The following is a 26082-nucleotide window of genomic DNA, read 5'->3' as shown; positions in this document are numbered from 1 at the left end:
GCGGGCCGGCATGACCCACGTCGTCGCCACGGTCGGACCGGCCTGCTCCTCCAGGGAGGTCCTCGGTGACCTGCTGAAAGCCGGGGTGGATGTGTTCCGCTTCACGGCATCCAAGACCCCCGTGGCCCAGCTCGCGGCCCTCGCCGAAGTGGTTCGTGAGCTCGCCGCGGATCTTGGTCTGCCGGTCGAGTTGGTGCTCGACCTCCCCGGCGCCAAACCGCGACTGACCAACGACGCCTACCTGGACCTGGCCGGCGTCACCGAGCTCGTGCTGCGCTTCGACGCCGGCCCTTCCGATCTCACCGGTCCGGTGCCGCGGCTCGGGGTGTCCGGCCTCGGTCCCGGCGACCCGCGTCCATCGGTCGGCGACCTCGTCGTCATCGGCGACGGGGAGGACGCGTTGCGGATCGTGGAACACGCCGCGGGTTCGTGCAGGGCGGTACCGCTGACCACCGGCGTGATCGGGATCCGGCGAGGGCTCTCCTTCCCCGGTGCCCGCGACGCCGGGGGCGCACAGGAGTTCACCCCCTACGACCTCGCCGGGTTGCGGGCAATGGCCGGTACACCGTTCGACGCTGTGGTGATCTCCTTCGCCGAGTCGGCCGATCTCGTCGACCGTGCCCGCGCGGTGCTGAGCGAGGGTGTCCGCGAGGGTCCACTGCCCTCGGTGGTCGCGAAGGTCGAGACAGCGACCGGAGCGGCGTCGGCGGACGAGGTCGCCCGGGCCGCCGACGGGATCCTGCTCGGACGCGGCGACCTGTTGCTCGACACCGGCCCGGTCGAGTTCCACGCGGCCTGCCGCCGGGTGCTGGACGCGGCGCGCGCGATCGGATGCCCTGTGCTCGTCGGTACCCAGCTGTTGACCAGCCTCGCGGCCGGGTGGCTGCCGCACCGATCGGAGCTCGCCACCGTCAGCGGGTTGCTGGCTGAGGGGGTGGCCGGGCTGATGCTCTCCGAAGAGACGGCGGGGGCCACCGACCCGGTTCGGGCGGTGACACTCCTCACCGGACTTCGGGACCGATACGCACCCACGACCGTCAGAACCGCACTCTTCCCGAGCCGCCCATGAAACCCGACCCAGGTCGAGGGACCACCGTCCAACGTCCCTTCATCCCCGGCATCCTCCTGGACGGACACGAGTGCAGCGGCAAGACCAGCCTCGCGCGGCTGATCGCGGCCGAGTTGCGCGCACGGGGCCACGAGGTCACGCAGTCACACGGCACGCTGACCAAGGGCGGACTCGTGGACGCGATGCTCGGCGAAGCGGTGGCGGTCTTCGACGATGCCACGGACCGACCCTTCCGTGACCTGGGGCTGTGGCGCCGCTTCAACAGCGTGCGTTCCGCACAGCTCATCGTGGACGCCGAACTGGCCGCTCAGCAGAGACCGCCCGAACCAGGTGCGGTCAGGGTGCAGGACCGGTACTGGCTGACACAGCACTCGTTCAACACCTTTCTGACCCCTGGTGAGTGCTACCTGGCACCCGAGTGGATCCGTGCCCGTGTTCCCCGCTTCGCCGTGCAGATCTACCTGACCTGTGCTCCCGCGGCCCGGCGAGAACGGATGGCGGCCCGCGAAGGACCCGCCAAGCACGCTGTCAACGACTTCCTGCGTCGACACCTGGACGAGATCGTGCGACTCGACGAGCTGACCACCCGGCTGATCGCCGGCGATCCCGAGTGGACAGTGGTGCGTTCGGACCGCTCCACGGCGCCTGAACTCGCCGAGCACGTGCTCGAGCTCTTCGACAACGCCGGCCGGACCGCCGGGGACGCCACCACCTCCGGCCGCATCCTCACCCACCCGACCGTTCGAAAGGCCACGGCCTCATGAAGGACAGCACACTCCTCATACCAGCCCCGCTGCGCGAGTACATGCTCGCGCACAGCGTTCCGCTCGATGCCGTGCAGCGCCGGATCATCGAGCAGACCTCGACCCTTCCTCGGGTGGCGCACTGGCAGACAGCACCCGAGCAGAGTGCTCTGCTCACTCTGCTGGCCCGGACCCTCGGCGCACGTCACGCCGTCGACGTGGGCAGCTTCACGGGGATGTCCTCCCTCGCGATCGCCCGCGGTCTGCGGCCCGGCGGCCGCCTGATCGCCTGCGACATCACCGACGACTGGACACCGATCGCTCGTGAAGCGTGGCAGGCGGCCGGCGTCGTGGACCGCATCGATCTGCGCATAGCGCCCGCGATCGAGACGCTGCGCGCGCTGCCGGCCGAGCCGCACCTGGACTTCTCCTTCGTCGACGCCGACAAGGAGGGGTACCTGGAGTACTTCGAGGAACTGATCGTGCGGACCCGACCGGGCGGAATCGTCGCCTTCGACAACGTCTTCCGCAGCGGCCGGGTGCTGAAGCCGGTCAAGGAGGCCGACCACGCGGTCATCGAGTTCAACAAGCGGCTGGTCAAGGACTCCCGAGTCGAGGTCGTCATGCTCCCCGTCGCCGACGGCATGTCGTTGGTGAGCCGCACATGAGCGAGCGGACCTTCATGGCGGTGCCCACGCCGGAGCAGGACACCGCCGACTGGCTCAACCCGCTCCGAGAGCGCGACCTGCTCCCTGACGACACGATCGCCGCCTTCGTCGTCGGCTCGGTCGCGCGTGGCTGGGAGAACTCCCGCAGTGACTTCGACATCTACGTCGTCACCACCGAGGAGGTGCGGACAGAGAGCTACAACGCCGCCCTGATGCCGCTCGACCCGCCACGGGTGCGGAACGAGGTGTTCTTCGAGAACGGCCGTCGTTGGGAGATCACCTACTGGCTGGAGCGCCAGTTCGACCAGATGCTCGCCAAGATCAGCTGGGACAGGTACACAGGTGAGGTCTTCGCCGGCGAGATCCTCTCGCCACGCGAGGAGACCTCCCTGGCCCGCCTCGTCCACTGCCGGCCGTTGCTGGGCAGCGAGTGGATCGAGGCCAGATGCGAACTGCTGAACCAGTCCGCCTTCCGCTCCATCGTCGTGGTCCGGTCGCTCGGCCTGGCCGATGACGCCGCGGAAGACGCCTTGGGCCAACTGGAGGCCGGGCATCTGGAAAGCGCGGTGTTGTCGGCTCGCCGGGCACTCGGCCACGCCGTCGACTCACTGTTGGAGAGCGCGGGCGAGTACGGCAGCCACATGCCCAAGTGGCGACCCAACCGGTTCAAAGCGGCTGCTCCCGAGGTGCTTTCGTTCGAGCGTTACTGGGCGCTGGAGACCATGCGGGACTACGACCCGGCCGATCCGCGACCGTGGGTCCGATCCGTGCTCACCATCTGCCAGGACATCGCCATCCGTGTGGAGACCACATGAGCACCGGCCTTCGCGTGCCGCGCCGGGCCCTCGGCGTCCGGGTCCGCCGGGTCTCCGGCGACCTGGTCATCGGCGTCGACGCGGACGCGTTGGAACTGACCGACGTGGCGAAGCTGATCTACGAGTCGGCGGACGGGCGGAACCGCGTCGCGGACATCGTCGCCATCGTCGTCGCCAGGTACGACGCCGACCCCGCGGAGGTCAGCGCCGACGTGAGTGATTTTCTCGACGACCTCGCTGGTCGCGGTGTCGTCGAATGGGTGGTCGAGGAGCCCTTGCGGTGATCCGGCTGCGGGTGGATGACGACAGCCTCGGCCGAGTGCGGCTCGCGCTCAGCCCGCTGTGGGAAACCATCGGCAGCCTGGCGATCCTCGCCCGCTATCCGGGCGAGGCGCCGTCGCCCTACTCCCGCTGGGCCCGTGCGGTTCGCCGCGAACTGCCTCGCCACCTTGTGGAAGGCCTGGTGGAGCCGATGCGGCGCGCCAACCTGTCACTGTTCCCACAAGGTTCCGTGCCGCTGCCCAGCGCCGCGTGCAGCACGCTCGAGCCCGAGCTCATGGAAATGCGGGTCCGGTGCGAAGGCAACTCCGCCGACCGGCTTTGCGGACTCCTCGAGCAGTACTGGGACTGGGCGATCGCCCCTCACTGGGTCCAGATGCGGACCTCGTTGGAAGAGGAGGTTCTTTTCCGGGGCCGGACCCTCGTCGTGTCCGGGCCGGAGGCGATGCTGAACGAGTTGGACGGACGGGTGCTGTGGTCCCGGCCCTTCCTGACCGCACCGTTCCACTGCGATCTCGAGGTGTCGGTGACCAGCTCGCAACTGTTGCTGGTGCCGACCGTGTTCGCGGGCGGCGTGCGGCTGTTCCTGCGGGAGCCGGGCGTGGTGGCTGTCTCGTACCAGGCTCGGGCCACCGGCTTCTTCCAGGTCCTGACGGCGACCGACCGTGCCGCCCCCACGGAGGATCGCCTGGCGCTTCTGCTCGGCAGCGGGCGAGCACAGGTGGTGCGCGCGTTGAAGATTCCGCAGACGACCACAGCTGTGGCGGCTTCGTTGGGAATGGCCAAGAGCACGGTGTCACAGCACCTGACCGTCCTGGCCGCCTCCGGCCTGGTGTGGAAGCAACGGCTCGGCGGGCGGGTATTCTACCAACTCGACCAAGGCGGCGCCGCCCTCCTACAGCGACTGGGGTTCTGACATGGGCATGGTTCCTGCGCGGGAGCCGGACGAACTCCGTCCCGAGTTGACCCGGCCCGACCCGCGGTTGCACGCCTCGTGGCTCGCCGCTTACGCTGAATGGCCTGCCGGGTCTCACCTGGACGGGGCCGGGCTCGGTGCCGACGATGACGTGACGAGCCAGGAGGGCTTCGCCGCCTGGGTCGCCAAACTGCTCCGTTCCGCCGACGCGGCGGTGGAGCCGGCGCCCGGCCGGGCACACTCGACGTACTGGTGGATCACCCACGAGGACATCTGTCTTGGCGCGATCGAGCTTCGGCACGCGCTCACCCCGCTCCTGTTGGAGGCGGGCGGGCACATCGGTTACAGCGTCTGTCCCCGGTACCGACGGCGTGGCATCGCGACCTGGGCACTGGACGTGGCACTCGAGCGGGCGCGGTCGCGGGGAATGGACAGGGTGCTGTTGACCTGCTCGCCCGACAACCACGTGTCCGGCCGCATGATCGAGAATGCCGGTGGGGTGCTGGAGGACGTACGGGACACCGTGGTCGGCCCGAAACGGCGTTACTGGATAGTGTTCTGATTCTCGACCGCTACTCGCGGACGCCGTAGCGCCGAATCAGCTCTGCCATCAAGCCCGCCGCACGAAGCGGATCGCTGCCGAAGGTGGTCTCGGTCGTGAGCAACAGCCCGTCGACACCCGACTCGAGCACGCCGCACAGATAGGCGAGCTCGGAACGAAGCGGCAGCCACGAGTGCTCCAGACCGGACAGCAGCTGGGTGCCCACCACGACCGGCACGGACAATCGCCTGCATTCCCGCACAGCGGTCGTGCACAGGTCGTGGAAGTCGAGCACCCCGCTGTCCATGAGCAGGTCACCACGGCCAACCAGCACGCTGTCCGCCGCCCGCGCGATCTCGGCGATGTTGGCCACGCCTGCCCGGGTCTCCACCTTCGCCACGACGGCGTTGGCGCTTCGCCCGCCCCACCGCGCGCGGACCGGGTCCAGCACGGCCGCATCCTCGGCGAACGAGACCAACGCCCCGGTGAAGGCCGAGTCGCTCAACTTCTCGAGCAGGGCGAGGTCCGCCTCCGGGTCGGGTGGCCGGAGTCGTCGTGACTTTCCCATCACCCAGACACCCTTGCGCGGGCCGAGCACCCCACCGTCGAGCGACTCGGCCACACAGTGGGTCCTGGATGCCGACACCACACGGGCAGCGATCTCGCCGTCGCCGATGAGCAGGAGGTCGCCGGGAGCAATGCCGGCGCCCAGCTCCGGATCGGACACACCGAGTTCTGGCATGTCCTGGCCGTGGCGGGTGAGCTGTCGTGCGTAGGAGATCCTGAACCGTGGCGTGGCGCCGAGGTCGAGCGATTCCGGGTTCGTGAACCGGACCTTGGCGCCGGGCAGGTCGAGAAGCAGCTCCACGGGCCGGCCGACGGCACGACCCGCCGCGCGGGCGTCCGCCGCCTGGGCCGCGAGCTCGACCACGCCGAACTTCGAGGCGGAGAACCGGAACCCGCTGACGCCGAGGCGGATCAGGGCAGCCATGGTCTCAGGTGCGCGAGTCGCGGGGCCGATGGTCGCGAGCATGGTCGTCATCGCGGGCGATGTCACCTCGGCGGAGTCGTCGACAGCGCTGACCGTGCGTCCATCAGTGCCCATGTTCCCCTGCCCTGCGACCGCGGGATGGTGCACCCATCGTCATCGACGGGGGAGCGCCTGGGCAACGCGGTGCCGCGCAACGTTCTCGATGACCCGCATCACCGTGTTCGATGACGACCGAGCGCGACGCGCCGGCTCACCCGAAGTCGCGGCGCGAACGCAACGGGCTGAGCAGCAGGATGAGAGGTGCGACCAGCGTCCCCGCGCACACCAGCCACAGAGCGGGGTGCAGGCCGATCGAGTCCGCGACCAGGCCGCTGATCGCGGCTCCGAGGGGAATCGCTCCCCAGGAGACGAACCTCGTGGTAGCCATCACCCGCGACAGCAGCTCTGGTGGGCTCTCCGTCTGCCGGTAGGTCCGGGTCAGGATGCTGCCGATCACCACACCGGCGGACAGCCCCGCGTTGCCGATCATGAAGAAGTAGATGGTGTCGAGGCTGGTCGTGAAGGGGATGACCAGGGCGATCAGGCCGCCCGCCACGCTCGCGACGATCAGCGTGCGGGCGGTGCCCAACCGCCGGGCGAGCCGTGTCGCCACGGCGGAACCGATCACGGCGCCGAGGCCGTCCATGGCCAGGACGAAACCAACGGTGGCGGGGGGTGTCTCGGCGGCGCGCACCAGATAGACCGGGGTGAGCGCGATGAGGGCGGTGCTGAAGAAGTTCGTCGCCGTCGCCCACCACAGGCAGGGGCCCATCACGGCGTGTCGGACGACGAAGGTCCAGCCCTCCTTGATCAGTTGGACTGGCTTGACCTGGGAGTTCCCGCTGGCGCCGGGCTCCGGGAGGGTACGCAGGGTGAGAGCAGAAACCAGGTAGCTGATGGCGTCGAGAAGCAATGCGACGACCGGACCCATGGCCTGGACGATCAATGCGCCGACCGACGGGCCGCCCGTCTGGTTCACCGCGTGTGTCCCGGAGATGAGGCTGTTACGAGCGTTGAGTTCCTTCTTCTCGACGATCGCCGGCAGGAAGGTCAAACTGCCGATGTCGAACAGGACTCTCGCGAAACCGACGATCAGGGCCACCACCAGCAGCTGCGCGTAGGTGAGCACACCCAACCACCAGGCCAGCGGTATCGAGCAGATCGCGGCGAAACGGACGAGATCCATGGTGACCTGCAGGCCACGCAGCGGGTAGCGCTGCACGATCACCCCGGCGGGGAGACCGAGCACCAGCCACCCCACGTGGCCCGCCGCGGTGAGCAGCGTGACCTCGATGACGGAGGCGTCGAGGACGATCAGCGCGACCAGCGGGAGCGCGACCAGCGTGACCGCGGACCCGAGACCGCTCACCGTGGTCGCGAGCCAGAACCGGCGGAAGATCACAGCCGGGCTCATCAGGGGAGCGGCATCGCGAGTGCTGCCTGCTGGATCGGTGGGGGTCGTCACGTCGACACCAGCCTTGTCCTGGCCGTTCACCGGAGCACCATCCCTTCGGTCCTCGTGAGGTCTCCGGTGGAGTCTGCACCCCACAACCCCGCCCACTCGAAGGACTCCCGAGTCCGGTCGTCGTCGATCGCTCCTGCCTCGGCGAAGTAGCGCACGACGGGGCGAGCGGCGTCGGCGATGGTGTGCTGAACCGTGTGCGGCGGCCACGATTCGGTGATGACCTGGACGGCCTCGTCGTCAGTCAGACCGATGCCTCGCAGGTGCCGGAAGGTCTGTTCGTAGTCCGGTTCGAGGTAGGCGTTGACCACGGAGGGGATGTGCGGCCCGACAGCTCGGCGTTCGCGAGGGCTGAGTGCGGGCCAGAGGTGTTTCAGGACGGTTCGAAAGTACTGGTGATGCCGTCCTTCATCCACGGCGTGGTCGCGCACCAGTTCGCGCACGCTGAAGGGCAGCCGTTCGTCACGGGGAATGTCCGACAGGATCCCGGAGATCAGCGTCTCACTGACGATGGCGAACAGCAGCGACTCGACGCCGCGTATGTCGTGCGGCAACTTCTCCCGCAGTTCGTCGAGCCGCAGCAGGAACGACGGAGCGGGGGCGTCCTCAGTGGTGCGGTGCGGGATGTTGGTGCTTGCCTCGATCTGGCGGACGAAGTCGTGTGAGAACTGTGCGTGCCATGCCTCGTCAGTCACGATCTTGTACGCGTCGGCCTTCATCTGCGCGGGCAGGACCAGTCCGGACCGGCCTCGGCTGATCTTGGTGGCCACGGGGATGACCGCGAGGTTCTCGAGTTCGGTGGTGAAGTCCAGGTAGTCGTACAGGCGATGCAGCAGCAGTGCCTTGACGACCACCTCGCCTTTCGCGGCGACCAACGGATGCAGCACGACCGGGTAGAGCTCCGGGGGGAAAAAGAGGTCCGAGGTCTCCTCGTCCGGGACGAAGTCCCGTCGAGGCCTGCGCCGGACGCTCGCCAGGTCCTCCCAGCGCTCGTATCGGCTGGCGTACACGGTCACCGCGGGCCGGGACGAGGCGTCACCCCGCAGCAACTGCTCCTGAGCCATCCGCTGGTACATGTCCACCTCACCCGCTGAAGGTCAGAAGTCGTTCGCCGAAGAGGTCGTTGAGGTCGGACCGGACCTCGTCAGCACGCACTCCTGACTTGGCGAGCACTTCATCGAAGGGGGTCGTGCCGTCGATGAGCACCAACACGCGGAGGATGGGGCTGTCCTGCTCCAGGACGTACTCGATCTGACCCGCGTGGAGCAGGAACCACGTCTCCTGGGCATCGGTGAGGAGCTGGACGTCGTCGGACAGCGCCAGCACCCGGTCCGACGAGTGGTCCTGGTCAGCGCTGAACAGGTCGTTCTCCGTGTCGGCACCGTGCGCGCTCGTCGCCGAAAGACCGACCCGAACGGGCCCTGCGGACAGCTCCGCGAGACGCGGTGGAGCTGCCGTCATCTCGGCCAACAGGCCCATGTTGACCACACGCATGAGCATTTCCACGGCGGGAGCGTCCGTCACACCGTCGCCGAACTCGGCGAGCCGGTGCCGGATCGCGTCGCCGTCGAGGTACAGGTCGGCGCCGGGGGCGGACAGGGCTCGATCGACGAGTTCGCTGTCGTTCCTGCGCAACAGCCGGATCAGCATCTGATAGGCGTGCCAGGTACCCGATCCGTAGAAGAACGGCCCCTTGGGACGGTCCGCGATCCGGGCAGGCAACCGGCCGCGCATCGCCTCGCGCAGGATCTGCTTGTCCCACAACAGTTGTGGGCGCATTCGGGCCGGGATGACCGCGGTCAGCTCAACGAGCCGGTGGTCGAGGAAAGGCACCCGGGCCTCGATGCCACTGCCCGCCGCGGTGCGGTCCTCGTGCCACAGGTTGTACTGCTGGACCTTCGCGTACTGGGAATCCACGTACGCGCGATACACGTCCGTGGTGGTGTCGCCGACCAAACGGGTGAGGGCCTCGTCGGAGAAGAAGTCATGCCCCTCGGACCACCAGCTGCGCAGTCCCGGATGGAGGTCCAGACGAGTAGCGCGGTCCATGTGGCGCAGAGCGGCCACAAAGGACTGCCAGTCGCTGTTGCCGCTCATGTTGGGGGAGTAGCCGCCGTTGAACTCGTCGCTGGCGGCACCGAGCAACATGCCGCGCAGATCCGGACGCTCGGCTCGGGCGAACCGGTGCAACTCGTGCTTGTAGTAGATCTCGGGCCCAGTCATCGGCGTCTCCGCCAACCACACGAGTCGACACCATTCCTCGGGCGTCGGAACGTGATCGCGATCGAAGACCACCTGGTGGTTGGGGACGCCCAGCGTCCGGGCCAGCCAGCTCGCATGCTCCGCGTCACCGTTGACCTGGGTGCCGCCGGACAGCGCCGTGAAGGTGTGCACCTCGGTCAACTGGGGCGCCGCCAGCGCCAGCACGGCGGCGGAATCGATGCCGCCGGACAGAAACAGACCGAGCTCGGTGTCCGCGGTCGCGCACTCCTGGACCGAATGTTCCAGGATGTCGCCGTAGCGACGGATGAACTCCTCAGCGCTGACGCCCTCTTCGGCCTCGGTGGGCATCTCCCAGTAGCGATGAGTGTGGGTACGGCCGTCGCTCAGATCGATTCGAAGGATCGTGGCCGCGGGAACGCTGTCGACACCCTCGAACCACGTGACCACCTCGGGGCCGCCGAAGCGGGCGGAGGCCGACATGAAGGGGTTCGAGAGGGATCGCTCCCAGTCGAAGGAGCGTGGGGTCGCAGGGTCGGCGAACAGGCCCTTGACCTCGGAGGACAACGTGATTCGCTGGTCGTTCCGGTGATAGTAGAGCGGCTTGATGCCGAACCTGTCGCGGGCGAGGATCAGCTGGTTCCGGGCGCGGTCCCAGAGGATGAGACCGAACATGCCGCGGACGTTCCGTAGGAAGTCCAGACCGTGCTGCCGGTAGAGATACAGCAGCACCTCGCAGTCGGAGCCGGTCCTGAGGCGCGTTCCGGCCGGCAGTTGTGCCGCGAGCTCCCGGTGGTTGTAGACCTCGCCGTTGGCGATCAGGACGAGATTGCCGTCGTCGCTGATCAATGGCTGGCTACCGTCCTCCGGGTCCACCAACGAGAGCCGGGTGAAGGCGAGCCCCACCGGTCCCGTTCGCAGACATTCCCGATCGTCGGGTCCGCGATGGTGAAGGGTGTCGGCGAGCAGCGCGAGCAGCGCGTCGGCGTCAGGACCGAGATCTTGTCCGTCGATTCGGGCGAGACCCGCGTTTCCGCACATTGGTGTGCCTCACGACAGGCGGTTCAGGCGTGGGGGCGCGCCCGGCGCGCGCGGGCGCGCACCAAACGAACGTCTCCGGACCCGGCCTCACTCACGAAGGCCGGAAACCCGTTCGGCTCAGGTGTTGTCCTTGAGCACCGTGGCCTGCGAGACCTTGCTGACGGCCGGCTTGGCGTACTTCTTCATGTTCGTCACCTCCTTGTCTCTGGCTTCTCCGGTTCAGGTGTCAGGGCTTCTGTGCGACCTGCGTCCCGTCCGGTGAAACAAGAAGACCATCCCCCGGCGGAAGCGGTCCAGGGATTCGGTCCTCGACGAACCTGTGGATCGGCTGGTGAAGAGCGCGCCTTCTCGGTGATCGGCGTTTCCGGGTGTCGGTGACGGCTCGCGAGGTCAAGACTCAGAAGACCACCGAAGTGCCGCCGTTGCTGTATCCGCACGGCCTGCCTTCGGGTGACTTCGTGCCCGCACGCCTTCGCCGAACGTGATCTGTCCGGAGTGGACTAGGTTTGGAGGAACACAAACTCTGCCCGCCGGTGATCGACGGAGCGCCAGTCACGGCACCTCGCCGTCTCCGAGACGGCTCTCCCGGCCGCACCCCGGAACAAACGGTGGTGCTCCGCCGAGTCGGGAAGCGGGCGCGAGCCGTCCGGTTCGGTCTCGATGCCGCTCGCGACCGTTCCGCCGTGCGGGTGGTCAGCCGCGGGGCGTCACGTGAGCAGCCGGCGGCGGTAGCCCTCGGCCACGGCCGAGGCTCGATCACGAACGCCGAGTTTGTCGTAGATGTGTTGCAGATGGGTCTTGATGCTCGCCTCGCCGATGAACAACGCGGCGGCGGCCTCTCGATTCGAACTGCCGTTCGCGACCAACTGCAGCACCTCCTTCTCCCGATCGGTCAGTGTGCCGGCGCCGGGTCTCCGAACCTGCCCCATGAGGTGCTGCGTCACCGACGGCGCGAGCACCGACTCTCCACGCGCGGCCGCACGGACGGCTCGCATCAGTTCGTCGGGCAGCGCGTCTTTCAGGAGGTATCCGATCGCACCCGCCTCGATCGCCGGCAGTACGTCGCTCTCGCTGTCGAAGGTGGTCAGGATCAGCACTCGGACACTCGGGCAGCGCTCCCGCAGGGCAGCGGTCGCGGCGACGCCGTCCATCCCGGGCATCCGGAGGTCCATGAGCACGACATCCGCTGCCAGCAGCTCGGCACGTTCGATGCCCTCGGCGCCGTCACCGGCCTCACCGACCACGACGATGTCCTCGGCATTCGCGAAGGTGTCCCGAAGACCGCCCCGCACGATCGGATGGTCGTCGACGACGACTAGTCGAATCATCGGTCGGTCTCCTCCGTTGCTCTCCTGCCCCCGGGGGCGATCGCCGGAACGCGCGCACTGACGGACGTCCCCTCACCCGGTGCGCTCTGCACCTCTACGTGACCGCCGACCCCTCTGATGCGCTGGCGCATGCTCGTCAGGCCGAAGCCGGTGCCGACCCCTTTCGCGAACCCGCGCCCATCATCCCGCACGTCCAACAGCACCTCGGGGCCCGTGTACGACAGCGTGACACCGACGCGTGTTGCCTCCGCGTGCTTCGCCACGTTGGTCAGCGACTCCTGCGCGACCCGGAAGAGCGACACCTCGATCGCCGGGCTCAGCGGCTCTCGGGTGCCGGTCACCTCCACCTGCGCGCTGATCCCGTGGTCCGCCGACCATCGCTCGGTCAGGGTGCGCAGCGCGTCGGGGAGGTGCGCTCGCCCGAGTTCCTGGGGAGCGAGCGCCCGCACGGACCGTCTGGCCTCGGTCAGACTGCTGCGCGCGAGCCGAAGCGCACGCGCGACGTGCTCTTCCGTCTCGCCCCGCATACTCGCGGAACGCTCCGCTGCCTGGAGCTGTGTGATGATGCCGGCGAGACCCTGGGCCAGCGTGTCGTGGATCTCGCTGGCAAGTCGCTGCCGCTCGTCCTGCGCCCCGGATTCACGGGCCTGGGCGACCAGTTGCGCGTGCAGCCCGGCGTTCTCGTGCAGTGCCGCCTCGAGTCGCTCGACGAGTTCCTCCCGCTTGCGTTCCTCTGGTTCGCTGCGCGCCGTCAGCAGGATGCCCACTCCGATCGCCGCGGTCTGCACGGCGACGATCAGGATGAACTCCGCGAGCACGTTCGCGGTCGGGTCGGCCCACACCCGCATGGCCGAGCCGTTGAGGGCCACCGAGGTGGCCAGGACTTCGAGCACCCCCAACGGCCACGGCCTGATCAGGTACGCGTGGAAGAACCCCGTGATGGTGAAGACGAGGAAGATGTCGGAGTACGCCATGAGGGTGACGCACAGCGCCAGCAGCCCGATGAAGAAGATGCCAGCCGACACGGGCCGGAGCGTCCTCCTCCTGATGGGCAGCGTGTGCCCGAACAACACCCACAGCACCGAGACCGCGACCAGCCCGAGGACGGATGCGCCCTCGCGCCAGAAGCGTTCACCGGAGGCCGGGAGCACCCACGAGAAATAGATCGCCGTCGAGATCGTCAGCAGCAACCACGGTGTGATCAACTGCAGAAGGTCCCAGACTCGCAGCTGCTCCGCTTTCCAGGCCAACCGGGAGCGGTTCGCGGTCTCCGCCTCTTCGACGACGGCGGATTCGTGCGTCCCCACGCGCGGACGCTCACCGGCCCCGGTTTCCCCCGTCATCGACACCTACTCCCAGCGGAAGAGCTTCGCGGCGATCGCGCTCGCGATCACTGCGATACCCGCCATTATGGCGACCTGCGGCCAGAACGGCTGCCCACCGGCGGTGGCGGTGACCTCGCCCGCCTCGGCGGACCACGCCGCGGTGAGAGCCTGCAGCCCGGGCGGTATGAACTCGCCGACCTCGCGCAGCACGTCGGGCATGACGACACGGGGCAGGAAGGCCCCGCCGAAGAACATCAGCGCAACGAACAGGAGGGTGCCGATCTGGTTCGCGGCACCGCTCGTGGGGGCGACGGCCGCGGAGATCATGCCGAGCCCGAGCAGCGCCGCGTAGCCGACGACGAAGGCGACGACGAACTCCAGGGGCCGCTCGGGCGGCGCGATGTCCAGCACCGCCCACGCGAGGAAGATCATAAGTGCCGCGGAGACGACCACGGAAGCGAACGCGACGATCATCTGCGCGAGCAAGACGCTCCGCGGATGTGCGGGAGTGGTCGACAGCCTGCGCAGGATGCCGCGCTCACGATACGTCGCGATCACCGCCGGGACGTGCTGGACGGCGATCATCACCATTCCGAACACCAGTGCGGTAGGTGCCCAGATGTCGATGGACCGAAGCCCCCCGGTGTCCGGCGACGGCTCTCCGAGTGCCGGGACGGCACCCAGCCCGAGCAGGAGCCCGGCCGGGAACAGCACACCGAAGACGACGGTGGCGGAGTCGCGGAGGAAGAGTTTCGTTTCGACCTCGACCATCTTCGGGAGAGCGCGCATCAGCCGGCCCTCCTCTCGGCGGGTGCGCGTCCCGTGATGGCCACGAAGGCGTCGTCGAGGTTGCGCTGGTCGACGCGGAGATCGTGCCCCACGACCTGCGCTCTGGCGAGAGCCCCCGCGACGCTGCTCAGCAGCTGTCCCCTGCCGGTGACCAGCCAGCGGTCCCCGGTGATCTCGACATCGGTCACGTCGGGAAGCTCGGCGAGGACGCTCCTGGCCAGCGGTTGACTCACGCGGAACCGGACCTGCCGCGTCGCGCTCGCGCGCGCGATCAGCCCGGCCGGCGTGTCCACCGCGGCGACCCGGCCACCGTCGATGACGGCGATCCGGTCGCTGAGGCGCTCCGCTTCGTCCATGAAGTGCGTGACGAGGAGGATCGTGACGCCCGTGTCACGAACCCGCTCTATGAGGCTCCAGGTGTCGCGCCTCGCCTGCGGGTCCAGTCCCGTCGTGAGCTCGTCGAGAATCGCGACCTTCGGATTGCCGACCAGCGCGAGCGCGATCGAAAGCCGCTGCTTCTGCCCGCCGGAGAGGGCCTTGTACCGCGTGTTGCGCCGCTCGGTGAGACCCAGGAGTTCCAGGAGCTCGCGCCAGTCGACGGGGTCCCGGTAGAAGGAGCTGTAGAACTCGAGCGCTTCGGCGACCTTGATCGCGTCCGGGAAGCTGCTCTCCTGCAGCTGCACGCCGAGTCGCTCACGCACCTCCGCCCGGTCCTTGACCGGGTCGAGTCCCAGCACGGAGATCGAGCCCGAGTCGGGCGTTCGCAGGCCGGCGATGCTCTCGACGGTTGTCGTCTTGCCGGCGCCGTTGGGCCCGATGATGCCGAAGATCTCGCCCTCCGCCACGGTGAAAGAGACGTCGTCGACGGCAACGTGCGGCCCGTAGCGCTTATGCAGGTTTCGTACCTCTAATGCCGTCATACCGCGAAACTACGAGGGCGCCGCACCGCGCCACCTCGACCGCGGCGGCTGCGCTTGGGTTGATTCACGCCTCCACCGTTCGGTGGACCGACAGCAGCCAACAGTTCGAGTAGCCCCACACCCGCGGGGGCGTGGACGCCAGCTACTGACAGTAGCCGAGTGGGTGGCGTCGTTCGCGCGCGACAGGGCTGGGCGGTCGGCGTCATGCCGTTTCGGGAGACGCCGCCGAGCCTCTGTCCAACAAGGTTCGGCGGGTCGGTTATCCACCGACTGAACGGTACATTCTCGCCGATCCATTTTAAGATATGAGTAGAGTGTATCGCCCTGAGCAGCAGCTTCTGTCCAGCGGGGAGCATCCATGGCGACGATGTCTTGACTGACTGAACGGTACAACACAGAATGGGCCACGTCTCGGCGTGCTCCACGTTACATGCGAGCTCGTCGAGGTGGGGCGATGATCAGCCTGGCCGAAGGAGCTCGATGCACACCGTAGTGAGGAGACTGCTCGCCGCCGTTCCGCTCGTGCTCGTCGTCGTGAGTGCCACCTTCTTCCTGTCGCTGGCCTCCAACGTGGACCCCGCCGAGATCATCCTGGGTGGGAACGCCACTCAGGAGCAGGTCGACGCGCTGCGCACGGACCTCGGGCTCGACCGGCCGGCGTTCGAGCAGTACTGGAGCTGGTTGAGCGGGCTGTTCCAGGGCGACCTCGGGCAGTCGCTCTACACCAGGGCCGAGGTCACCGACCTCTTCACGGGCGCTCTGCCGGTGACGCTGTCACTGGCGGTCGGGGGGCTGCTGATCGGCGTGATCCTGGGCGTCGGCATGGGGGTGCTCGCCGCGACTACCGCGGGCAGCCGGACCGACCGCGGCATCATCATGGTGTCGACCGCGGGGCAGGCGGCGCCGAGCTTCTTCGTCGGGATGCTCGTCATCTACGTCTTCGCGCTTCAGCTCGGCTGGTTCCCGGCCACCGGCTACACCTCGCTGGCGGAGAGCCCCGGTGGCTGGTTGCGGTCGCTGGTGCTGCCGTCCTTCGCGCTCGGGCTGGGTGTGGCCGCGGCGCTGTCGCGGCAGGCCAGGTCGAGCATGGTCATCGCGCTGCAGCGGGACTACACGCGCACCGCGCTCAGCAAGGGGCTGTCACGCCGGCGGGTGGTGCTCAAGCACGCGGCCCGCAACGCCGCGTCGCCGGTGGTGACGTCGGTGTCGTTCCAGGTGGCGCAGCTGCTGGGCGGGGCGATCGTGATCGAGCGCCTGTTCGCGCTGCCCGGGCTGGGGTCGCTGACGATCGACGCCGTGCTCCGGTACGACCCCTACATCATCCAGGCGGTCGTGCTGTTCGCAGTCGTCGTGGTCGTCGTCGTGAACCTGCTCGTCGACCTCTCCTACACCTGGCTGAACCCGAAGGTGAGGACCGCATGAGCGCGGCGGCCGGGCGGAGCCGGTTCGTCGCTCGCGCGCTGCGCCAGCGCGGCATGCTGGTCTGGAGCGGGATAGTCCTGCTCATCGCGCTCGCGTCGGTGTGCGCGCCGCTGCTGACCGACTTCGACCCGAACGTCGGGGTCTTCGGCGACAGCATGGCGGCGCCGTCGGCGGAGCACTGGCTCGGCGCGGACCGGTACGGGCGCGACGTCCTCACCCGCGTGCTGTACGGCGGTCAGGTCGCGCTCCTCGCCGCCGTCGAGGCGGTGGCGATCGCGCTCGCGCTCGGCGTGCCGCTCGGCCTCGTCGCCGGCTACGTCTCCGGCTGGTTCGACAAGATCGTCATGCGCGTGGTCGACGGTGTGATGTCGGTGCCGTTCCTCGTGCTCGCGATCGCCGTGATCGCCGCGATCGGGCCGGGTCTGGCCAACGCCATGGCGGTCGTCGGGGTCGTCTACGCGATGTCGGTGCTGCGGCTCGTACGCGGCGAGGTGCTGTCGGCGAAGGAGGAGCTCTACGTCGACGGGCTCAAGGTCTCGGGCGTCAGCGGCCCGAAGATCCTGTTCGGGCACATCCTCCGCAACATCGCGCCGCCGGTCATCGTCCAGGCCACGCTGATGTTCGCCACGGCGATCGTCGCCGAGGCCACGCTGTCCTACCTGGGGCTGGGTGTCCCACAGCCGACGGCGAGCTGGGGGTCGATGCTCTCGGACGCCCAGCACACCATCCGGGAGAACTTCTTCTTCGTCATACCGCCCGGGGTGGCGATCTTCCTGACGGTGCTGGGCGTCAACCAGATCGGGGAGGGGCTGCGCGACCTGTTCAGCCGCGAGATCGCGGTGGGCCGCCTCGGCCTCAACGTCGTGCACCCGGCGCCGCGCGGCCAGGGCGAACCGGTAGTCGAGCCGGGCGAGCCCGATCGGCCGGTGGCGCTGGAGGTGGAGGGCCTGAGCGTGTCGTTCCCGCACCAGGACGCCGGGCGGGTGACGGTCGTGCGGGACGTCAGCCTGCGCCTGCACCGGGGCGAGGTGCTGTGCCTGGTCGGCGAGTCCGGCAGCGGCAAGAGCGTCACCGCGATGTCCATGCTGGGCCTGGTGTCCCATCCCGGCACCGTCACCGCCGCGAGCATCCGGATCGGCGACGACGAGATCAGCGGGCTCGACTTCGCCGGTATGCGATCGATCCGCGGCAACCGGGTCGGCGTCGTGTTCCAGGACCCGCTCGGCAGCCTCAACCCCACGTTCACGGTCGGCAACCAGATGCGCGAGGCGATCACGGCCCACCGCGACGTGTCGCGCGCGGAGGCCGACCGGATCGCCGTCGAGCTGTTCGAACGGGTGGGCATTCCGAGGGCGGCCGAACGCCTGGCCGACTACCCGTTCCAGTTCTCCGGCGGTATGGCGCAACGCGTGATGATCGCGATGGCGCTGTCCTGCGACCCCGACGTGCTCGTCGCCGACGAGCCCACCACGGCGCTGGACGTGACGGTGCAGCAGCAGGTGCTCGACCTGCTCGTCTCGCTGCGCGACGAACGGGGCATGGCGGTGCTGCTGATCACCCACGATCTCGGTGTCGTGGCCGAGGTCGCGGACTCCGTCGCGGTGATGTACGCGGGCCAGCTCGTCGAGACGGGGCCCGTGTCGGAGGTCTTCACCCGGCCGCGCCACCCCTACACCCAGGGCCTGCTGGACTCGGTGCCGCGCAACGAGCTCGCGACCGGACCGCTCGCCTCGATCCCCGGCGTGGTGCCCCAGCCCGCGGACTGGCCGGACGGGTGCCACTTCGCCGACCGGTGCCCCTTCGCCGTGGACGCCTGCGGCGGCGAGCCGGTGCCCCTCGTCCTCCTGCCGGACCGCACCCGCGGGGTGCGCTGCGTGCGCTCCGGCGAACTGGACCTGCCCGGCCTCGGCGACCACGGGCCGGGGACCGAACCGGTGCGGGAGCACGCGGACAGCCACGTAGAGGCGGGTCGGCCGTGAACGGAGTCGACGTGTCCACAATGGCCGATGTGAACACCGCGCACGACACCGTGCTCGAGATCGCGGACCTGTCGGTGACGTTCCGCGGCGGCAGGCCGCGACCGTGGGCAGCCCGATCGGTCGTCAACGCGGTCGCGGGCGCGAGCCTCACCGTGCGGCGTGGCCGGACCCTCGGGCTCGTCGGGGAGTCCGGCTCCGGCAAGACCACCATCGGGCGGGCCGTGTTGCGGCTGATCGAGCCGGCGGGCGGCACCATCACCGCCGCGGGCTTCCGCGTCGACGAGTTCCGGGGGAGTCCGCCCGCGGCCTACCGCCGCGCCGTGCAGGCGGTGTTCCAGGACCCGCTCGGCTCCCTCGACCCGCAGCAGGACGTGCGGCAGATCCTCGCCGAACCACTGCGCATCCACTTCAGCCTCGAACGCTCCGCACGGGAGACCCGCGTGCGGGAGCTCATCGACATGGTGGGGCTGAGCACACAACAGCTCACTCGCTACCCCTACGAACTGTCCGGCGGGCAGCGCCAGCGCGTCGCGATCGCCAAGGCGCTCGCCGTCGAGCCGGAACTGGTCGTCCTGGACGAACCCGTCAGCGCACTCGACGTCTCCGTCCAGGGCCAGATCATCAACCTGCTCGCGGAGATCCAGCGCGAGCGGGGCATCTCCTACCTGTTCATCGCCCACGACCTGTCGGTCGTCCGGCACGCGAGCCACGACGTGGCGGTGCTCTACCGCGGTCGGGTGATGGAGGTCGGCCCGGCCGACCGCGTGTGCGGCTCGCCGCGCCACCCCTACACCCGACGGCTCTTCGACGCCGTCCCCGACCTCACCGCTCACACCCGCCGACACACCCGGTCGCGGGTGCGCCAGCCCGCGGACCTGCTGGCCCAGCTGCCCGACCTCGGTGTCGCGCCGACCGACGGCGGCTGCCCGTTCTTCCCCCGCTGTCCACACCGGAGGGTCGAGTGCGCGGCGGACTTCCCCGAGCGGGCGCCGGTGCCCGGCGGTGGTGCGGCCGCCTGTCACGCGCTTACCGACACCCCCTGACTGCACGGGACAGCGATGTCCCCGATCACGAGAGGACCCACATGCGTACTCGGGTCACCCGGCGCGCCGCCGGCATCGGCGCACTCGTCACGGCCGTGGCACTGGTCGCGACCGCCTGCGGCGGTGGTGGCGGCGGAGGCGGCGCCGCGGGCGGCAGCAACCCGCTCGAACACACCAGTCGCGGGTCCCTCGAGCAGATGGTGCGCACCGACGGCGCGCCCGCCGAGCCAACTGGCACGCTGCGCGTCGGCTCCTGGATCTCCAACACCTCGTTCGACCCGGTCGCGGTCTCCCTCATCCAGGGGCAGAACCTGCACGCGGTCTACGACCCGCTGTTCCAGATCGACGCCGACAACCAGCCAGTGCCATGGCTGGTGACCGAGTGGGACGAACCGAGCGACAACAGCGTCCGCCTGACGCTGCGCGACGACGTCGTGTTCCACGACGGCACGCCGTTCGACGCCGCCGCGGTGAAGGTCAACCTGGAGCGCGCGGCGCAGACCACGACCAGCCCCAACGCCAACATGTACTCGCTGATCGAGTCGGTGACCGTGGAGAGTGAGTACGTCGCCGTCGTCGAGTTCACCCGGCCCTACCCGAACTTCTACTACAACATGGCCACGCCGGCGGGCATGATGGTCAGCCCCACGGCGATCCAGGAGGGCACGGACCTCGCCAGGCAACCAGCTGGCTCCGGGGGCTGGCGCTGGGACGCCGCGGGCTTCGTCGAAGGGTCGAAGCAGGTCTACACCGCCAATCCCGACTACTGGAACCCCGACGCGGTCAGGGTGGAGACCGTCGAGATCAGCATCCTCACCGACCCGACCGCCCGGCTCAACGCGTTCACCAGCGGCCAGATCGACGTGATGAGCTACGTGCCGGACGCCAACAAGGCGTCGGTCGAGACGGCGGGCACCCGTGTCTTCTCCGACCTCACGATCGCGACGTCCCTCGCCATCCTCGACCGGGAGGGCACAGTGGTGCCCGCCTTCGCCGACGAGCGGGTCCGGAAGGCGATCGGCCTGCTGCTCGACCGCGAGGGGTTCAACGCCTCCGTCCTCGGCGACAGCGGCCTGCCGGCAGGCGGGTTCGCCTCACCCACGACCGAGTGGCATGACGAGTCGCTCGACGACCGCGCGCTGAACGTCGAGCGGGCCAAGACGTTGCTGGCCGAGGCCGGCTACGAGAACGGTTTCTCCTTCGACATGCCGAGCACGACCTCCATCGCCACGGCGGTCGTGGCGATCCAGCAGATGCTGGCCGCCGGCGGCATCGAGATGAACATCGTCGAGCTCCCGCCGTCGGAGTACAGTGCCGCGCAGCGCAACGGGGAGAGCCCGGCGGCCTATCTCATTCCCACCGCCGTCGACATGGACCAGTGGTGGACGCGCTCGGTATCCAACAACAGCCCGTTCAACCCGTTCGGCTTGACCGACCTCGGCGATCTGGAACAGCGGTACCTGGACTCGTTGACGCTCTCCGGCGCCGAGCGCGCGCCGGTGATGCGGGAGCTGCAGGCCGAGGTGATCGAGCGCGGCGTGATCTTCCCGCTGAGCCTGCGGTCCCGGATCGCCGCCGCCTCGGAGTCGGTCGTGGCCACCCAGCAGCCCTTCTTCGCCCCCGAGGACTGGAGCCTGCGCCCGCACTACCTGTGGCTGGCCGGATGACCGGCGCCACAGGGAGTGCCGCGGTGCTGACCGGACCCACACGACCAGATCGGACCCCGGTGTGAGCTTGGACGTCTTCCTCAACCCCCGTTCCGTCGCCGTCGTCGGCGCCTCCGCGAAGGAGGACTCGGTCGGCGGCCGGATCATCGGGCAGCTCGCGACCACGTTCGACGGCCCGGTCTACCCCATCAACCCGAAGTACGACGACATCCGCGGCCTGCGGACCTACCCGGCCGTCGGCGCCGTGGGGGAGAAGGTGGATCTCGTGCTGGCCGCCGCCGCGGCCAGGCAGATCCCCGCCGTCCTCCGCGACGGCGCGGAGGCGGGCGCGCGTGGCGCGGTGGTGTTCTCGTCCGGGTTCGCCGAGGTCGGCGGCGACGGTCGCGCGCTGCAGGACGAACTGCGGTCCGCGGTCCGGGAGACCGGGGTCCGGCTGCTCGGCCCGAACTGCCTCGGCTTCGTGAACTTCCGGCGCGGCATGAAGGCGACCTTCACGAGGATCCCGTTCGAGATGGACGGTGGCAACATCGCCGTGCTCAGCCAGAGCGGGTCGATGGGGATCGGCACGGCGAGCCTGCTGCGCGACGACGGCGCGAACGTCAGCTTCTGGGCGGCCACCGGTAACGAGCTCGACGTGTCGACCGGTGAGCTGGCCGAGGAGCTGCTGGGCAGCGCGGACGACGTCCCCGACGTCATCGCCGTGCTCGTCGAGGGCGTCGAGAACGCCGACGCGATCATGCGTGCCGGGCGCGCGGCCGCGGCGGCGGGCAAACAGGTGGTCCTGCTCAAGATCGGCCGCACGGACCGGGGCCGCAAGGCCGCGGTCAGCCACACCGCGGCCATGGCCGGTTCCTACGTGACATTCCGCGCCGCCTGTGAGCAGAACGGCATCGTCCTGGTCGAGACCATCCGCGAGCTCGTCGACGTCACCAGGGGATTCGCCGCGGGCCGCCGCGCCGGCGGCAACCGGCTCGTGATCGTCAGCAGCAGCGGGGGCAGCGGCGCGCTCATGGCCGACGTCACCGAGGACGCCGGGCTGGAACTGCCCGAGCCCAGCGCCACGTTGCGCGACCGGCTAGCCGGGCACCTGCCCTCGTTCGGGTCCGCGAGCAACCCCGTCGACATCACCGGTAACCTCGTCAACGACCTGCGGCCCACCGCGGCGGTCCTCGACGAGATCTGCGCGACGGACGAGTTCGACCTGGTCGCCTACAGCACGGTGGCCAGAACCCTGCCCGAGGCCCACCGCGAGATGCTGCTCGAAGCCAAGGCGGGCACCGGCAAACCGTTCTTCGCCGTGGCCCACCAGCCCGACGTGCTCGCCGCGATGGCAGGGCGCGGCCTCACCTGCTTCGCCGACGGCGCCGCCATGGTCCGCGTGCTCGGCAGGCTGGTGGAGGCGGAGTCCGCGCGGCGGTTCCTCGACCTCACCGACGCCCCGGAGCCAGGAGAACCCACCCTCACCGGCCCGGTCCGCGGTCTGTCCGAAACGGACGCCACCCGGCTCGTCGCCCGCTACGGCATCGCCGTGCCCCGGGAGACGGCGGTGACCGACGCGCCGTCCGCCGCCGCGGCGACCGACGCCCTGGCCGGCCCGGTGGTGCTCAAGATCGACGCCCCCTGGTTGCCGCACAAGTCGGACGTCGGTGGAGTGGTCCTCGGCGTGCGTGGTGGCGACGAGGCGGCCGCCGCCTACCGGCGGCTGGCCGAGGTCGCCGAACGGAACCGGCCGAGCGAGGACGCGGGTTACCGGGTCCTCGTCGCCGAACAGGTCCCGTCCGGTGTGGAGCTGATGCTCGGCGTCACCCGCGACCCCGTGCACGGCCCGGTGGTGACGCTCGCCGCGGGTGGTGTCACCACCGAGATCATGGGGGAGTCGCAGACCTCGGTCGTCCCGTTCAACCGGGCCCGTGCCGAGGCGATGGTGGACCGGCTCTGGAACGGTCGGCTGGTGCGGCATCCGCGTGGCCTCACCGCCGCGGCCCGGGTGTCGCTGGTCGAGGCGATCCTGGCGGTGCAGCGACTCGCGGCCAGCGAACCATGGGTGTCCGAAGTGGACATGAACCCGCTCATCGCCACCGCCGACCGGGTGATCGCCGTCGACGCCCTGGTGGTGCTCGGCCAGGAGGTGGCTTCGTGACCACGCACACCGGCTACTCCATGTCCGAGCGGGTGGCGGAGGTGATGCGGCTCGATCCGGGCGCCGACGCCCTCCAGTTCCGCGGTCGGTGGTTCAGCTGGGGGTGGCTGCGCGAGCGGGGAGAGGCCGTCCAGGCGCTGATCGACGCCCACGGTCTGGCTCCCGCGGCCCCGGTCGCGATGGTGATGCGCAACCGACCGGGCACGGTCGCCGCGGTCCTGTCGCTGCTCACCCGCGGTCAGACCCTCGTCACCGTCTCCGCCATGCAGCCGGACGACCGGCTCGCGGCGGAGATCGGCACGCTGCCCGCCGCCGTGCTGCTCGCCGACCGCGAGGACTGGGCCCGCCCCGGCGTCCGTGCCGCGGCGGCCGCGGCGGGAACTCTCGCCATCGCGGTCGACGAGGACGGCGTCGAGCTGGTCGAGCCGCTGCGCCGCACCGACAGCGAGGACCACGCCGCCCCGGGCACGGCGATCCTCATGCTCACCAGCGGCACCACCGGACCGCCGAAACGGGTGCCACTCACCTACGCGGGCTTCGACGCCGGCTACGCGGGCGCGGCGCACTACGAACGCGGCGGCGACGGCGTGCGCCTGCGTGCCAGCACCGCCATCGTCATGGCGCCGCTGCTCCACGTCAGCGGGATCTTCACCCTCCTGCTGAACGTGCAGGCCGGGCGCCGGATCGCACTGCTGGAACGGTTCGCGGTCGACGACTGGCTCGCCCTGGTGACCGAGCACCGGCCCAAAGCCATCACGCTGCCTCCCGCCGCGCTGCGGATGGTCATGGCCGCGGGTGTCGAGCCGGAGCGGTTGTCCTTCGCCCGCAGCGTGCTGGTCGGTACCGCGCCGATCAGCGTCGAGGAGCAACTCGCCTGGGAGGAGCGCTACGGCATCCCGGTCCTCGTCGTCTACGGCGCCACCGAGTTCGCCGGCGGCATCGCTGGCTGGACGGTCGCCGACCACCAGGACTGGGCGGCCACCAAACGCGGCTCGGTCGGCCGGGCGCACCCGGGCGTCGACCTGCGCGTCGTCGACGAGCGGACCGGCGCCCCGCTCGGCGCGGACGACGTGGGCCTGCTGGAGGTCAGGGCACCCCAGTTGGGCGCACGCGGCGCGGACTGGGTTCGCACCACCGACCGCGCCCGCCTCGACGCCGACGGGTTCCTGTGGATCGTCGGCCGCGCCGACGACGTGATCATCCGGGGTGGGTTCAAGGTGTCGACCGGGGCGGTGGCCGAGGCGCTCAGGACCCACCCGGCGGTGCGGGACGCCGGGGTCGTCGGACTCCCCGACCCGCGCCTGGGCCAGGTGCCCGTCGCCGCCGTGGAGGTCGAGCCAGGTGCGGTGGTGGACGAGGAGACCCTGATCGCCTTCGCCAGGGAACACCTGGCGCCCTACCAGGTGCCGGTCCGCGTGCACCTGGTCGAGGCGCTGCCGCGCACCCCGTCGCTCAAGGTCAGCGCGGTCGGCCTGCGTGAGCTGCTCGAACGAGAGGGATGACGTGCGCCTGCGACCAACCCCGGAGGAGCGCCAGTTCGCCGACCTGGCCGCGGAATGGTTGTCCCGCAACGTGCCCCGCGAACCACGGCCCCCCGCCGGTGAGCCGATGGCCGCGTTCGACCGCGCCTGGCAGCGCCTGCAGTACGACGCCGGGTGGGCGGGCGTCGCGTGGCCGAAGGAGTACGGCGGCGCCGGGCTGTCGCTGGTCGAGCAGATGATCTGGTTCGAGCAGTGCGCGCGGTTCGACGCACCGGAGCCGGGCGTGCTCAACATCGCCCTCGGGCACGCGGGCCCGGTCCTCATCGCCGAGGGCACCGACACGCAGCGCCAGGACCACCTCGCCGCCATCCTGCGCGGCGACCAGGTGTGGGCGCAGGGGTTCTCCGAACCCGAGGCGGGATCGGACCTCGCCGCGCTGCGCACGCGCGGCGTGGTCGACGGCGACCACCTCGTCGTCGACGGCACCAAGATCTGGACGACCGGCGCCCACCTGAGCGACTGGCAGGAGTTGCTCGTCCGCACCGACCCCGCCGCCGCACGCCACCGCGGGCTCTCCTTCGCGATCGTCGACCTCACCACCCCCGGCGTCGAGGTCCGGCCGATCACCGCGATGGACGGGAAGGTCCACTTCGCACAGGTCTTCTACGACGGCGTCCGGATCCCGCTGCGCAACCTCGTCGGCGGCCTCGGCGACGGCTGGAAGGTCGCGATGACGACCCTCGGGTTCGAACGCGGCACGATGACCCTGGGCACGGTGATCCGGCTGCTCAAGCTCATCGACGACGTCAAGGAACTGGCCCGGACCCGGGTCGACTGCCGCGGCCAGCCGCTGTCGACCAGCGACGAGGTCGCCGCTCGTCTCGCCGACCTGGAGGCCGAGGGCGTCGCGCTGCACGCGCTCGCGGTCGCGTTCGTCTCCGAGGTCAAGCGCACCGGCTCCTCCTCGGCGGGGTCGATGATCAGACCGCTCTACGCCGAGCTGTCCCAGCGGGTGAAGCGGACGGGCGCAGAGCTGCTCGGCCGGGACGGTCTCACCACGGACGGGACCGACGAGGCCGCGCGGTTCGTGCCCGCCTACCTGCACTCGTTCGGCCACACCATCGGCACCGGCACCGCCGAGGTCCAGCGCAACGTGATCGCACATCGGGTGCTCGGGCTTCCCCGCGGCTGATACGGAAGTAGG

General features: G+C 69.7%; 22 protein-coding genes. 14 read left to right on the top strand and 8 right to left on the bottom strand.

The features are described from left to right. The first annotated feature begins 10 nt into the window (after positions 1 to 10). From JT362_RS03950 to JT362_RS03920, 7 genes are all read left to right on the top strand, one after another. Positions 11 to 1069: a pyruvate kinase gene (locus tag JT362_RS03950; RefSeq protein ID WP_260189619.1), complete on the top strand. Its 1059-nt coding sequence runs from the start codon at positions 11 to 13 to the stop codon at positions 1067 to 1069. Next, complete coding sequence (locus JT362_RS03945; RefSeq protein ID WP_260189618.1) at positions 1066 to 1833, top strand: hypothetical protein; 768 nt, start codon at positions 1066 to 1068, stop codon at positions 1831 to 1833. The genes JT362_RS03950 and JT362_RS03945 overlap by 4 nt, the downstream gene beginning before the upstream one ends. Next, entirely contained in the window at positions 1830 to 2480 is a 651-nt protein-coding gene (locus JT362_RS03940) for an O-methyltransferase (RefSeq protein ID WP_260189617.1), read from the top strand. The genes JT362_RS03945 and JT362_RS03940 overlap by 4 nt, the downstream gene beginning before the upstream one ends. Next, positions 2477 to 3295 carry a nucleotidyltransferase domain-containing protein gene (locus JT362_RS03935; RefSeq protein WP_260189616.1) on the top strand — a complete coding sequence of 273 codons (819 nt, stop codon included), beginning with the start codon at positions 2477 to 2479 and terminating at the stop codon, positions 3293 to 3295. The genes JT362_RS03940 and JT362_RS03935 overlap by 4 nt, the downstream gene beginning before the upstream one ends. Continuing rightward, positions 3292 to 3579, top strand: coding sequence for a PqqD family protein (locus tag JT362_RS03930; RefSeq protein ID WP_260189615.1), 288 nt, complete (start codon positions 3292 to 3294; stop codon positions 3577 to 3579). The genes JT362_RS03935 and JT362_RS03930 overlap by 4 nt, the downstream gene beginning before the upstream one ends. Further along, complete coding sequence (locus tag JT362_RS03925) at positions 3576 to 4490, top strand: ArsR/SmtB family transcription factor (protein ID WP_260189614.1); 915 nt, start codon at positions 3576 to 3578, stop codon at positions 4488 to 4490. The genes JT362_RS03930 and JT362_RS03925 overlap by 4 nt, the downstream gene beginning before the upstream one ends. Positions 4491 to 4641: 151 nt before the next feature. Next, entirely contained in the window at positions 4642 to 5052 is a 411-nt protein-coding gene (locus JT362_RS03920; RefSeq protein WP_260189613.1) for a GNAT family N-acetyltransferase, read from the top strand. A 10-nt stretch (positions 5053 to 5062) separates the two neighbouring features. On the opposite strand, the gene JT362_RS03915 is transcribed toward JT362_RS03920, so the two are convergent. From JT362_RS03915 to JT362_RS03880, 8 genes are all read right to left on the bottom strand, one after another. Then, positions 5063 to 6136 (bottom strand): pyruvate kinase, encoded by a 1074-nt coding sequence (locus tag JT362_RS03915; protein ID WP_260189612.1) that lies wholly within the window; start codon positions 6134 to 6136, stop codon positions 5063 to 5065. Positions 6137 to 6272: 136 nt separating this feature from the next. Continuing rightward, entirely contained in the window at positions 6273 to 7556 is a 1284-nt protein-coding gene (locus tag JT362_RS03910) for an MFS transporter (RefSeq protein WP_260189611.1), read from the bottom strand. After that, complete coding sequence (locus JT362_RS03905; protein ID WP_260189610.1) at positions 7553 to 8539, bottom strand: diiron oxygenase; 987 nt, start codon at positions 8537 to 8539, stop codon at positions 7553 to 7555. The genes JT362_RS03910 and JT362_RS03905 overlap by 4 nt, the downstream gene beginning before the upstream one ends. Before the next feature lie 67 nt (positions 8540 to 8606). Next, the gene (gene asnB, locus JT362_RS03900) at positions 8607 to 10784 is read right to left on the bottom strand and encodes an asparagine synthase (glutamine-hydrolyzing) (RefSeq protein WP_260189609.1); all 2178 of its coding nucleotides are present in this window, start codon (positions 10782 to 10784) and stop codon (positions 8607 to 8609) included. A 707-nt stretch (positions 10785 to 11491) separates the two neighbouring features. Further along, positions 11492 to 12112 (bottom strand): response regulator, encoded by a 621-nt coding sequence (locus tag JT362_RS03895; RefSeq protein ID WP_260189608.1) that lies wholly within the window; start codon positions 12110 to 12112, stop codon positions 11492 to 11494. Then, positions 12109 to 13455 (bottom strand): ATP-binding protein, encoded by a 1347-nt coding sequence (locus JT362_RS03890; RefSeq protein ID WP_260189607.1) that lies wholly within the window; start codon positions 13453 to 13455, stop codon positions 12109 to 12111. Before JT362_RS03890 ends, JT362_RS03895 begins: the two co-directional genes overlap by 4 nt. A gap of 6 nt (positions 13456 to 13461) precedes the next feature. Then, positions 13462 to 14208: an ABC transporter permease gene (locus tag JT362_RS03885; RefSeq protein ID WP_260189606.1), complete on the bottom strand. Its 747-nt coding sequence runs from the start codon at positions 14206 to 14208 to the stop codon at positions 13462 to 13464. A gap of 17 nt (positions 14209 to 14225) precedes the next feature. Beyond that, positions 14226 to 15146 carry an ABC transporter ATP-binding protein gene (locus JT362_RS03880; RefSeq protein ID WP_260189605.1) on the bottom strand — a complete coding sequence of 307 codons (921 nt, stop codon included), beginning with the start codon at positions 15144 to 15146 and terminating at the stop codon, positions 14226 to 14228. Between the two features lie 480 nt (positions 15147 to 15626). Between JT362_RS03880 and JT362_RS03875 the strand changes: the two genes are divergently transcribed. The 7 genes from JT362_RS03875 to JT362_RS03845 all read left to right on the top strand — a co-directional run bounded on the left by JT362_RS03875 (position 15627) and on the right by JT362_RS03845 (position 26070). Beyond that, entirely contained in the window at positions 15627 to 16568 is a 942-nt protein-coding gene (locus JT362_RS03875) for an ABC transporter permease (RefSeq protein ID WP_260189604.1), read from the top strand. Next, positions 16565 to 18547 carry a dipeptide/oligopeptide/nickel ABC transporter permease/ATP-binding protein gene (locus JT362_RS03870; protein WP_260189603.1) on the top strand — a complete coding sequence of 661 codons (1983 nt, stop codon included), beginning with the start codon at positions 16565 to 16567 and terminating at the stop codon, positions 18545 to 18547. Before JT362_RS03875 ends, JT362_RS03870 begins: the two co-directional genes overlap by 4 nt. Continuing rightward, the gene (locus JT362_RS03865; protein ID WP_260189602.1) at positions 18544 to 19590 is read left to right on the top strand and encodes an oligopeptide/dipeptide ABC transporter ATP-binding protein; all 1047 of its coding nucleotides are present in this window, start codon (positions 18544 to 18546) and stop codon (positions 19588 to 19590) included. The genes JT362_RS03870 and JT362_RS03865 overlap by 4 nt, the downstream gene beginning before the upstream one ends. A gap of 41 nt (positions 19591 to 19631) precedes the next feature. After that, positions 19632 to 21257 carry an ABC transporter substrate-binding protein gene (locus tag JT362_RS03860; RefSeq protein WP_260189601.1) on the top strand — a complete coding sequence of 542 codons (1626 nt, stop codon included), beginning with the start codon at positions 19632 to 19634 and terminating at the stop codon, positions 21255 to 21257. A 61-nt stretch (positions 21258 to 21318) separates the two neighbouring features. Next, on the top strand, positions 21319 to 23397 hold the full coding sequence (locus tag JT362_RS03855; RefSeq protein ID WP_260189600.1) for an acetate--CoA ligase family protein: 2079 nt from the start codon (positions 21319 to 21321) through the stop codon (positions 23395 to 23397). Then, entirely contained in the window at positions 23394 to 24899 is a 1506-nt protein-coding gene (locus JT362_RS03850; RefSeq protein WP_260189599.1) for a class I adenylate-forming enzyme family protein, read from the top strand. Before JT362_RS03855 ends, JT362_RS03850 begins: the two co-directional genes overlap by 4 nt. A 1-nt stretch (position 24900) precedes the next feature. Continuing rightward, positions 24901 to 26070 (top strand): acyl-CoA dehydrogenase family protein, encoded by a 1170-nt coding sequence (locus JT362_RS03845; RefSeq protein ID WP_260189598.1) that lies wholly within the window; start codon positions 24901 to 24903, stop codon positions 26068 to 26070. The last annotated feature ends 12 nt before the right edge of the window (positions 26071 to 26082 follow it).

The organism is Actinophytocola gossypii (assembly GCF_025165815.1).
GTDB lineage: Bacteria > Actinomycetota > Actinomycetes > Mycobacteriales > Pseudonocardiaceae > Actinophytocola > Actinophytocola gossypii.
Note: the sequence above shows the minus strand (reverse complement) of the source record. Positions and strands in the feature narration are given on the sequence as shown.